Here is a 10,122-nt window from a genome sequence, read left to right as displayed (position 1 = left end):
GGTCATGCGGCTCCCCTCCCCGCCCCCTACTGGGCACTTCTTGGGGCGTCTCGGCCGTAGTCGGGCCCTGTGCTCCCGCCCGGGGGGGGGTCGGGGCGCCGGAACCGTCGCGGGCCCCGCGACCGGTGGGCGCGGGGCCCTGGAGCAGTGGTGGGTGAAGGCTAGGAGGCCAGCACCTCGTCGAGCAGGCTCGAGGCCTTCTCGTCGTCGGTCTTCTCGGCGAGCGCCAGCTCGGAGATGAGGATCTGGCGGGCCTTGGCGAGCATGCGCTTCTCGCCGGCCGAGAGGCCGCGGTCCTGGTCGCGGCGCCACAGGTCGCGCACGACCTCCGACACCTTGATGACGTCGCCCGAGGCCAGCTTCTCGAGGTTGGCCTTGTAGCGGCGGGACCAGTTGGTGGGCTCCTCCGTGAACGGAGCGCGGAGCACCTCGAAGACGCGGTCGAGCCCCTCCTTGCCGATGACGTCGCGCACTCCGACGAGGTCGACGTTCTCGGCGGGGACCTCGATGGTCAGGTCGCCCTGCGTGACGTTGAGCTTGAGGTACAGCTTCTCTTCACCCTTGATGATTCTCTTCTTGACCTCGGTGATCGTTGCAGCCCCGTGATGGGGGTAGACGACGGTTTCGCCAACCTCGAAAAGCATAGATATGTTGTCCCTTCAGCAAAGAATAGGATACCACACGAGGCACATGCTAAGGTTCGCCCTCACGCCTCCCGCGGGGCCGGGATCGCCCACGCGCATACGCTAGGATCGAACCGAAAACCCCGCTGTGATCAGGGCAGAACCGTGCCCTCCGGCGGAATGATCAGGAGGGTCCTGCCAAGTGAAAGCTCGCGTCGCGGCGTCCGTCGTCCTCGCTCTGTCCGTCGCCCTCGGCACCGCCGGCTGCGGACTCGTCGCCCCCCAGGCGACGACGAAGCACTACGACGCGAGCGACGGCGTGAGCGGCAGCGTCGGCTCCATCGACGTGCGCAACGCGATCATCGTGACCGGTGACGACGACACCGTCGGCAGCCTGGTCGTCACCCTGGTCAACACCGACTCCAAGAGCCACCGCGTCGCCGTCACGGCGGGCGACTCCGCCTCGTCGCGCGCCTACGTCACGGTGCAGCCCGGCCAGGTGAAGCAGGTCGGCAGTGACCCCGAGGCCGAGTCCGGCAACGTGTTCTTCCCCGAGTTCGGCGGAAAGCCGGGCGGGCTCTTCCCCGTCTTCTTCCAGTACGGCGACAACACCGGCGTCGAGGTGAAGGTCCCGGTGCTCTCCGGCGGGCTCCCCGAGTACTCCAGCCTGGTGCCGCCGAGCATCCTGCCCGCCCCGCAGTGACGCCCGGCCGGGCCGGCTACGCGTTGAAGCGGTAGCCGAGCCCGCGCACCGTCACCAGCATCCGCGGCTCCGAGGGGCTCTCCTCGATGCGCGAGCGGATGCGCTTGATGTGCACGTCGAGCGTCTTCGTGTCGCCGAAGTAGTCGCTCCCCCACACCCGATCGATCAGCTGACCGCGGGTCAGCACGCGTCCGGCGTTGCGCAGCAGCAGCTCCAGCAGCTCGAATTCCTTGAGCGGCATGGAGATCTCGGCCCCGTTGACCGCGACCGTGTGCCGGTCGACGTCCATGCGGACGGTGCCCGCCTCCAGGACGCCGTCGTCGGCGAGCTCCTCCGCCTCCACCCGGCGGCGCAGCACCGCGCGGATGCGGGCGAGCAGCTCGCGCGACGAGTACGGCTTGGTGACATAGTCGTCGGCGCCGAGCTCCAGTCCGACGACGATGTCGACCTCGGAGTCCTTCGCCGTCAGCATGATGATCGGCACGTTCGACCTGGTGCGGATCTCGCGGCACACCTCGGTGCCGGGGATGCCCGGGAGCATGAGGTCGAGCAGCACCAGGTCCGGGCCGACGCGGTCGAACTCGGCGAGCGCGGTGGGCCCGTCCTCGGCCACGGTCACCTCGTAGCCCTCGCGCTTCAGCAGGTACGCGAGCGGCTCGCTGAGCGCGGCCTCATCCTCGACGAGCAGGATGGATGTCACGGGTTGTCTCCAATCGCGGGGCGGATGACGGCGGCCTCCGGAAGCCGGATCGTGAACGTGGAGCCGCGGCCGGGCTGCGACCACACGCGCACCTCGCCGCCGTGGTTCTGCACGGCGTGCTTGACGATCGACAGCCCGAGTCCGGTGCCGCCGGTGTTGCGGGAGCGGGCCTGGTCGACCCGGAAGAAGCGTTCGAAGACGCGGTCGAGGTCCTCCTCGGGGATCCCCTCGCCCTGGTCGGTGACCGCGATCTCCACCACGCCGTCGACGTCGCGCACACCGATGCCGATGCGGGAGTCGTCCGGCGAGTACTGGATCGCGTTGGAGATGAGATTGTCGACGGCGGTGACCAGCAGCTTCTCGTCGCCCATGATCTCGGCCTTCTTGTCGCCGCGCATCGCGATTTCGATCCCCCGCGCCTCGGCGGCGACCCGGTTCTGGTCCACCGCCGCCTTGACGATCTTGTGGGCGGAGAGCAGGACGGCGTTGCCGAGCACGTCGGTCGCCTGCAGCCGGCTGAGCTCGATGATGTCCTGCGTGATGCGGGCCAGGCGCGACGCCTCCTCGCTCAGCCGCAGGGCGAACCTGCGGACCTGGTCGGGGTCGTCGGAGGCGTCGTCCAACGCCTCGGCCAGCAGGCTGACCGCGCCGATCGGCGTCTTGAGCTCGTGGCTGATGTTCGCGACGAAGTCGCGCCGCACCGACTCGAGCCGGAACGACTCCGTGCGGTCCTCCGCGAGCAGCAGCACATAGCGCGAGCCGAGCCGCGCGACCCGGACGCTCAGGTGGATGTTGGCCTCGCCGAAGGGGCCGCGGGCCAGCTCGCACTCCGCGGTGATCGGCTCTCCGGTGCGACGGACCGCATCCACCATCTCCACCAGGCGGGGATGGACGAGCGCGGCGTTCCAGACCAGGCCGATCGCGTGCGCGCCTGGCGAGGCCTTGACCACGTTGTTGGAGGGGTCGAGCACGACGCCGGCCGACTCCATCGCGTCGAGCACCGCATCCACCCCGTCCGGAACGGCGGGATTGACGACCTGCGCCGCGTGGCTGCCACGCCGCTCGGCGATGTGCAGGATCCACACGAACCCGGCGCCGACGATGAGCCCCAGGCCCAGCGAGAGCAGCACCAACCAGGCGGAGTCCATACCGGTAAGCGTAGGCGATGGCCCGACGCGTGAAATGCCGGGATGCCCGTTCTGCCGCGTGTTTTCGCGGGTACGTTAGACAGTGTTCAGGTGGACGGCACCGTTCGTTAACCTGTGCCCGAGAGCATTCCGAGCGGAGTCAGTCGACCCGTCATCCCGCGTGCGCCCGCACGCCAGGAAGGATCACACCCATGCGCGCAGTTTTCCAGCAGGAGCTCGCTGAAGTCCAGGACCGGCTGGTCGAGATCGCCGAGCTGGTGGTGCGCTCCATCCGCAGCGCGACCCAGGCCTTCAACGAGTCCGATGTCTCGCTCGCCGAGGAGGTCATCGCCAACGATCACCGCATCGACGAGGCGACCGTGCTCCTGGACGAGCTCTCCATCCAGATCCTCGCCCGCCAGCAGCCGGTGGCGCGCGACCTCCGCATCGTCGTCACGGCGCTGCGGGTGAGCGCCTCCCTCGAGCGGATGGGCGACATGGCCGAGCACATCGCGCAGCTGGCCAGGTACCGCTTCCCGGACAAGGTGGTCCCGAAGAGCCTCCGCGGCACCTTCGCCGAGATGGGCCGCCTCGACGTGGCCATCGCCGAGAAGCTGGTCGAGCTGCTGCGCACCCAGGACATCCGCCTGGCCGACGAGATCCGCAACGACGACGACGACATCGACGAACTGCACATCAGCGTCTTCGACAAGGTGCTCGGCGAGACGTGGAAGGGCGAGGCCGTCGACACGGTCGACGCGACCCTGGCCTCCCGCTACCACGAGCGCTTCGCCGACCACGCGGTGTCGATCGCCAAGAAGGTCCAGTACCTCGCGACCGGCGACTGGGCCCCGGAGCTGACCACCAACTGAGCCGCCAGCCGCCGAGCACAGGAAAAATGCCCCGAATCCACGCGATTCGGGGCATTTTTCCTGTACTCGGCGGCTACGGGCGGAGGGGGACGCGGGCGGCGACGGTGCGTCTGCCGTGCGGGGCGCGTGCGACGACCGAGACCGCGGTGATCGTCGCGTGCTGGCCCGGGTGCAGCGCGCCGGCGCGCTGGTCGGTCACGTGCGGCCGGAAGCCGTCGCGGATGTGACGCTGATCGCGGATCGTCGCGCCCGCGGCCTCCAGGGCATCGACCAGGGCGACATGGAGGCTGCGCAGCGGCTCCGAGTCGCGCACCACGGTCACCGGCACGGTCCCGTGCGAACCGAACCGCTCGCGCCGCCCGCCGACGATCGGGATGGGCGGCACGCGCGGGATGAGCGCGGCGACGGCCTCCGCCTCCAGCACCGTCTCGAAGGGTGGCACGAGCGTCACGTGCAGCGGCCAGTCCGACGTCGCGAACTCGGACGGGACGGACGCGCCAGGCGCGGACGCATGCAGCACAGACACGTCGTCGCCGCGCTCCGGGAGGAACGCGACGACGACGAGGGTGTGGGGCGTGGCGGCTACTTCTTGCCCTGGTTCGCGACCGCGGCGGCGCCCGCGGCGGCGGCCTCGGGGTCGAGGTAGTACGACGGCTCGAGGGGCGAGAAGTCCTCGTCGAGCTTGTAGACCAGCGGGATGCCGGTCGGGATGTTGAGCTCGGCGATCTCCTCGTCGGAGATGCCGTCGAGGTGCTTCACGAGCGCCCGCAGCGAGTTGCCGTGCGCGGTGACGAGCACGGTCTTGCCCTCGGCGAGGCTGCCGGTGATGTCCGACTCCCAATACGGGAGCATGCGCGCGATGACGTCCTTGAGGCACTCGGTGCGCGGCAGCTCGTCGCCGAGGCCCGCGTAGCGCGGGTCGCCGACCTGCGACCACTCGGCGTCGTCCGGGAGCGGCGGCGGCGGCACGTCGAAGGAGCGGCGCCAGAGCTGGAACTGCTCCGGCCCGTACTTCTCGAGCGTCTCGGCCTTGTCGAGGCCCTGCAGGGCGCCGTAGTGGCGCTCGTTGAGGCGCCAGGAGCGCTCGACCGGGATCCAGAGCCGGTCGGCGACCTCGAGCGCGAGGTTCGCGGTCTGGATCGCGCGGGTCAGCACCGAGGTGTAGAGGATGTCGGGGGTCAGCCCCGACTCGGCGAGCAGCTCGCCCGCGCGCTTGGCCTCGGCGACGCCCTGCTCGCTGAGCCGGACGTCGACCCAGCCGGTGAAGAGGTTCTTCTGGTTCCACTCGCTGTTGCCGTGGCGGAGGAGGATCAAGGTGTAGGGGGCGGCCATGCCCTCCAATCTACCGGCCCCGCCGCGCTGCTGCGGACCAGGCTCCGGACCGGATGCGTCACACTGGTGGCATGGCATCGGGCGCGGTCGGGACGGTCACGCGCGGCACGACGAACACGAATCGGCTGCGCCGGGTCGACCGCTGGATCGCCGCCCTCCCCCTGCTGCGCCGGACCGCCGACCCGCTGGTCGTCGACCTCGGGTACGGCGCGAGCGGGGTGACGGCGCTGGAGCTGCAGCAGCGGCTGGCGAAGGCGCGCCCCGACGTCGAGGTCGTCGGCCTCGAGATCGACCCGGGCCGCGTGCGCACGGCCGACGAGCAGCTCGCCGAGGTGCGCGCCGGCCGCACCTCGTTCGACCCGGCGGCGCGCATCCGGTTCGCGGTCGGCGGGTTCGAGGTGCCGCTGCCCGACGGGAGGCGCGCGGCCGTCATCCGGGCCTTCAACGTGCTGCGCCAGTACGACGAGGCGGAGGTGGGTGCCGCTTGGGAGCGGATGCTCGCGCGGCTGCAGCCCGGCGGCGCGCTCGTGGAGGGCACCTGCGACGAGATCGGGCGCATCTGCTCGTGGGTTGCGCTCGGCCAGGAGGGGCCGCGCACCTTCACCGTGTCGCTCCGGCTGACCGGGCTGGAGGCGCCGTCGATCGTCGCCGAGCGGCTGCCGAAGGCGCTCATCCACCGCAACGTGCCCGGCGAGCGCGTGCACGCGTTCCTGCAGGAGCTCGACCGGCTCTGGCGCATCCACTCGCCCCTGGCCGCCTACGGACCGAGGCAGCGCTGGATGGCCGTCGCCGAGGGGATGCGCGATGCGGGCTGGCCCGTCGTCGGCGGCCGCTCGCGCTGGCGGCTCGGCGAGCTGACGGTGGCGTGGGAGGCGGTGGCCCCTGTCACGCCTCCGCCCGCGACCGCCACAGCAGCCACAGGAAGTACGGCGCGCCGATGACCGCGGTGGTGAGCCCGACCGGGATCTGAGCCGGGGCGATCAGGGTGCGCCCGACCGTGTCGGCCACGCTGACCAGCACCGCCCCGAGGAGGGCTGCCACCGGCAGCACGCGTGCGCTGCGCCTCCCGACCAGCGAGCGAGCGGCGTGCGGGGCCACCAGGCCGACGAACCCGATCACGCCGACCGCGGCGACCGCGGCCGCGCTGAGCGCGACCGAGACGGCGAGCAGCCACAGCCGCGTCGGGCCGAGGGCGACACCGAGGAGGCGCGGCGTGTCCGGATCGAGCCCGACGAGGTCGAGCCGGCGGTGCGCGACCGCCAGCAACGGGACCGCCACGACGAGGACCACCAGCACGGGGAGGATCTGCGGGAACGTGCGCCCGTAGGTGGAGCCGGAGAGCCACACCAGCGCCTTGGCCGCGTTGTACGGGTCGGTCAGCACGATGAGCAGGCTGGTCAGCGCGGTCGCGCCCGACGAGACGCCGATGCCGATGAGGACGAGCCGGTTCTGCTCCAGCCCCCGGCGCGCCGCCAGTCCGAACACGAGCGCGGCCGCGGCGGAGGCGCCGAGCAGCGAGAACCCGCCGACCAGCCAGAAGGAGGCGAGCGGCACGACGGTGATGACCGCCACCGCGCCGACGCCCGCTCCCCCGACGACGCCGAGGATGCCAGGCTCGGCCAGCGGGTTGCGCGACACGGCCTGCACGATCGTGCCGGCGAGCGCCAGGGCGGCGCCCGCGAGCAGCGCCGCGAGCACGCGCGGAAGGCGCGTGTCGAGCACGAAGGAGACGACCCTCCCCGCGTTGCCCGTGACCCAGTTCCATACATCGCCGAGGAGGAGGCGCGCGTCACCGAGCAGGACGGCCGCGATCACGGCGGCCACGACCGCGACCGACGAGAGCACGAGCGCGAGGACGAACGCCCGGCGGCCGCGCAGCTTCACGAACGCGGCGCCCTCCGGCTCGGAGCTGCTGTCGCGCGACCGGTACGCGAGCCACACGAGCACCGCCGCGCCGAACACCGTCGTGACGATGCCGGTCGGGACCGCGACCCCGGCCTCCGCCCCGAACAGCGCCCGCAGGAGCACGTCGGCGCCGAGGACGACGAGCACACCCATGACGGCCGACGCGGGCAGGAACGCCCGGTGGCGCAGCAGTCCGGGGACCCGCGAGCCGATGAGCCGCACGATCGCCGGCGCGCAGAGCCCGACGAAGGCGATCGGTCCGGCGAGCGTCACCGCCACCGCGGCCAGCAGCACGGCGAGAACGACCGCGATGCTGCGGGTGACGCGCGGGTTGACGCCGACGACGGCGGCGCCCTCATCCCCCATCGCGAGGATGTCGAGTCGGCGCCCGAGCAGCAGGAGGCCCGCGAACGCGATCACCGCGACCGGCAGCAGCTGCAGCGCCGGCCCGAGGCCCGTCTGCGCGAGGGTGCCGTTGCCCCACGCGAACAGGCCGGTCGTCTCCTGCTGGAACAGCAGGAGGAGCATCCCGCTCATCCCGCTGCACGCCAGCGTCAGCGCCGAACCCGCCAGCACGAGCCGCACCGGGCCGGCGCCCGCGCGGGACAGGCCGAGCACGACGGCGGCGGCGATCAGCCCGCCCGCGAAGGCCACGGCCCCCGACGACAGCGCCGGCAGCGTCACGCCGAACGCGGCCACGGCGACGACCGCGAGGTACCCGCCCGCGTTGACGGCGAGCGTGTCGGGCGACGCGAGCACGTTCCGGGAGGCGGACTGGAGGGCGGCGCCCGCCGCGCCGAGCGACGCGCCGACCACGAGCCCGGCCACGAGCCGCGGCAGGCGGGACGCGATGAGGACCGCATCCGCCTGCGTCGCATCGGACGCCGAGCCCAGCCCCGCGATCGCGCGCCAGATCGCGCTCGGCGTGACCGCCGCCGTGCCCTGGCTGAGGTGGAGTGCCGCCAGGGCGAGCAGGACGACGACCGCGGCCGCGGCGAGCAGCGCGAGCCGTCCGCCGCGGCGGGCGACGTCGGTCACTTCGTCAGCGCGCTCACGAGGGCGTCGACGTACTGCGTCATCGACGCGGTGCCGCCGAACATCCAGATGCCGTCGGGCAGCCGGTAGGCGTGGCCCGCGGTGACGAACGGGAGGGAGGTCCACACCGCGTTGTCCTTGAGTCCGTCGGCGAACGGGTCGCCGTCGGTGTCGTTGGCGATGTACACGAACCGGGTGTCGGCCGGCAGCGCGGTCAGCCCCTCCACGTCGGTGGAGCCGAGACCGTATGCCTCGTCGCCCTCGAGCGTCCACGGGTCGGTCAGGCCGAGCTCGGCGTTCACGTCCGAGATCAGCGAACCCTTCACGTACGGGCGCACGCTGACCTGGCCGCCCTGCTGCCAGCCGTCGGCGAAGGCCACCGGGGTGCCGTCGAGGCCCGCGTCCGCGAGCTTCTTCTTGCCGTCGGCGAGGGCGGCGTCGAAGGCGTCGATCGCGTCGGCCGCCTCGTCCTCCGTCCCGGTCGCCTTCGCGATCAGCTCGAGGTTGTCCTCCATCTGCTGCAACTGCTTGCTCGCGTCCGCGGAGCGCACGACGACGACCGGGGCGATCTTCTCGAGCTGGTCGATGGCGGAGTCGGAGAGGTCGGTGGTGGCCACGACCAGGTCCGGCTTCAGCGCGGCGACGGTGTCGACGCTGGGCTCGCCGCGGGTGCCGATGTCCTTGGTGCCCTCCGGCAGCTTCTCGGAGGTGTCCCACGCCGTGTAACCGGCGACGTCGGCGACGCCGACCGGCTCGACGCCCAGCGTGAGCAGCGCCTCCACGACGTTCCACTCGGTGCCGACCACGCGCTCGGCCGGCCCGTCGAGCGACACCTTCTCGCCGCGCGCGTCCTTCACGGTCAGCGCGCCGGAGGTCCCCTGCGCGTCGGCGGCGGGCTCGGTCGTCCCGCAGCCGGCGAGGGCGATGGTCGCGGCCGCGACGAGGGCGGCGGCGGGCAGGAGGCGGCGGAGGTTCATGGGGTCCTTTCGGCTCTGAGCGTGGTGCTGCGGAGGTGATGGCTGCCGACGGCCCGCGTGCGCGGGACGCCGGTGAGGGGGTCGTGCTCGACGTGGATGCGGATGCCGTACACGCGCGTGAGCAGGTCGGCGTCGTAGACCGCGGTCGCGTCTCCCGCCGCCACGACGCGGCCCTCGGAGAGCAGGACGACGCGGTCGGACACGGCGGCGGCCTGGTCGAGGTCGTGCAGGACCATGCCGACGGTCACGCCGTGCAGGTCGGCGAGCTCTCGCGCCAGGTCGAGGATCTCGACCTGGTAGCGCAGATCGAGGTAGGTGGTCGGCTCGTCGAGCAGCAGCACGTCGGTGTCCTGCGCCAGGCAGCAGGCCAGCCAGACGCGCTGCAGCTGGCCGCCGGAGAGCGACTCCACGCCGCGGTCGGCGAAGCCGGTCACCCCCGTGAGCTCCATCGCGCGCTCGACGGCGGCCGCGCCGTGCGGGTCCGTGCCGCGCAGCCGGGCGCGGTACGGGTGCCGGCCGAAGCCGACGACGTCGCGGACGCTGAGCCCGGCGGGAGTGGGGCGGCTCTGCGCGAGGAGGGTCACCCTGCGGGCGAACGCGGGTCGCGAGAGGGCGAGGGCGTCCTCCGCGGTCCCGTCCGCGGCGTGGAGGTCCACACGGCCGGCGCTGGGCGCCTTCAGCCGGGCGATCGACCGCAGCAGGGTCGACTTGCCGCTGCCGTTCGGGCCGATCAGCGAGGTGACGCGCCCGGCCGGGAGGTGGAGGTCGGCCTCCCGCACCACGTCGACGCCGTCGTAGGCGATCGTCATGCCCTGCGCCGCCAGCCCGACGCGTGCGGCGTCCGCGGC

At 72.3% G+C, this 10,122-nt stretch carries 11 protein-coding genes; 3 read left to right on the top strand and 8 right to left on the bottom strand.

Features of this window, described 5'->3' with window-relative positions; translation table 11 throughout:
• Window positions 1-161: 161 nt before the first annotated feature.
• The gene (locus tag ACR9ZG_RS15730) at window positions 162-644 is read right to left on the bottom strand and encodes a CarD family transcriptional regulator (RefSeq protein ID WP_021763858.1); all 483 of its coding nucleotides are present in this window, start codon (window positions 642-644) and stop codon (window positions 162-164) included.
• 181 nt (window positions 645-825) lie between these two features.
• Here ACR9ZG_RS15730 and ACR9ZG_RS15725 point away from each other — a divergent pair, with 181 nt between their 5' ends.
• Window positions 826-1,326, top strand: coding sequence for a hypothetical protein (locus ACR9ZG_RS15725; RefSeq protein ID WP_481285791.1), 501 nt, complete (start codon window positions 826-828; stop codon window positions 1,324-1,326).
• Between the two features lie 16 nt (window positions 1,327-1,342).
• Here the strand turns inward: ACR9ZG_RS15725 and ACR9ZG_RS15720 are convergent, their stop codons facing one another.
• Together ACR9ZG_RS15720 and ACR9ZG_RS15715 are read right to left on the bottom strand one after the other, a co-directional pair.
• Window positions 1,343-2,026 (bottom strand): response regulator, encoded by a 684-nt coding sequence (locus ACR9ZG_RS15720; RefSeq protein ID WP_481285790.1) that lies wholly within the window; start codon window positions 2,024-2,026, stop codon window positions 1,343-1,345.
• Window positions 2,023-3,174: a sensor histidine kinase gene (locus tag ACR9ZG_RS15715; protein ID WP_481285789.1), complete on the bottom strand. Its 1,152-nt coding sequence runs from the start codon at window positions 3,172-3,174 to the stop codon at window positions 2,023-2,025. Before ACR9ZG_RS15715 ends, ACR9ZG_RS15720 begins: the two co-directional genes overlap by 4 nt.
• Before the next feature lie 191 nt (window positions 3,175-3,365).
• On the opposite strand from ACR9ZG_RS15715, the gene phoU reads away from it, so the two are divergent.
• On the top strand, window positions 3,366-4,025 hold the full coding sequence (phoU, locus tag ACR9ZG_RS15710; protein WP_481285788.1) for a phosphate signaling complex protein PhoU: 660 nt from the start codon (window positions 3,366-3,368) through the stop codon (window positions 4,023-4,025).
• A 73-nt stretch (window positions 4,026-4,098) separates the two neighbouring features.
• On the opposite strand, the gene ACR9ZG_RS15705 is transcribed toward phoU, so the two are convergent.
• Both ACR9ZG_RS15705 and ACR9ZG_RS15700 read right to left on the bottom strand, forming a co-directional pair.
• Window positions 4,099-4,545, bottom strand: a complete 447-nt coding sequence (locus ACR9ZG_RS15705; RefSeq protein WP_481285787.1) for a 2'-5' RNA ligase family protein — start codon at window positions 4,543-4,545, stop codon at window positions 4,099-4,101.
• A gap of 62 nt (window positions 4,546-4,607) precedes the next feature.
• Entirely contained in the window at window positions 4,608-5,357 is a 750-nt protein-coding gene (locus tag ACR9ZG_RS15700; RefSeq protein ID WP_481285786.1) for a phosphoglyceromutase, read from the bottom strand.
• Between the two features lie 71 nt (window positions 5,358-5,428).
• Between ACR9ZG_RS15700 and ACR9ZG_RS15695 the strand changes: the two genes are divergently transcribed.
• Entirely contained in the window at window positions 5,429-6,298 is an 870-nt protein-coding gene (locus ACR9ZG_RS15695; protein ID WP_481285785.1) for a class I SAM-dependent methyltransferase, read from the top strand.
• Here the strand turns inward: ACR9ZG_RS15695 and ACR9ZG_RS15690 are convergent.
• From ACR9ZG_RS15690 to ACR9ZG_RS15680, 3 genes are all read right to left on the bottom strand, one after another.
• Window positions 6,243-8,300, bottom strand: coding sequence for an iron ABC transporter permease (locus tag ACR9ZG_RS15690; RefSeq protein ID WP_481285784.1), 2,058 nt, complete (start codon window positions 8,298-8,300; stop codon window positions 6,243-6,245). The genes ACR9ZG_RS15695 and ACR9ZG_RS15690 overlap by 56 nt on opposite strands.
• Window positions 8,297-9,274 carry an iron-siderophore ABC transporter substrate-binding protein gene (locus tag ACR9ZG_RS15685; RefSeq protein WP_481285783.1) on the bottom strand — a complete coding sequence of 326 codons (978 nt, stop codon included), beginning with the start codon at window positions 9,272-9,274 and terminating at the stop codon, window positions 8,297-8,299. The genes ACR9ZG_RS15690 and ACR9ZG_RS15685 overlap by 4 nt, the downstream gene beginning before the upstream one ends.
• The coding region (locus tag ACR9ZG_RS15680) for an ABC transporter ATP-binding protein (RefSeq protein ID WP_481285782.1) at window positions 9,271-10,122 on the bottom strand (852 nt) is incomplete at its 5' end. The genes ACR9ZG_RS15680 and ACR9ZG_RS15685, both read right to left, overlap by 4 nt.

Source organism: Leifsonia sp. KNZ12-8B (assembly GCF_056755495.1).
The sequence above is the reverse complement of the archived record's forward strand: the minus strand, read 5'-3'. Positions and strand labels throughout refer to the sequence as shown.

What these genes read in the sequence shown, in the direction of transcription:
- ACR9ZG_RS15685 (WP_481285783.1), bottom strand. Translation starts at nt 9,274, where the DNA reads ATGAACCTCCGCCGCCTCCTGCCCGCCGCCGCCCTCGTCGCGGCCGCG.
- ACR9ZG_RS15730 (WP_021763858.1), bottom strand. Translation starts at nt 644, where the DNA reads ATGCTTTTCGAGGTTGGCGAAACCGTCGTCTACCCCCATCACGGGGCT.
- phoU (WP_481285788.1), top strand. Translation starts at nt 3,366, where the DNA reads ATGCGCGCAGTTTTCCAGCAGGAGCTCGCTGAAGTCCAGGACCGGCTG.
- ACR9ZG_RS15700 (WP_481285786.1), bottom strand. Translation starts at nt 5,357, where the DNA reads ATGGCCGCCCCCTACACCTTGATCCTCCTCCGCCACGGCAACAGCGAG.
- ACR9ZG_RS15715 (WP_481285789.1), bottom strand. Translation starts at nt 3,174, where the DNA reads ATGGACTCCGCCTGGTTGGTGCTGCTCTCGCTGGGCCTGGGGCTCATC.
- ACR9ZG_RS15695 (WP_481285785.1), top strand. Translation starts at nt 5,429, where the DNA reads ATGGCATCGGGCGCGGTCGGGACGGTCACGCGCGGCACGACGAACACG.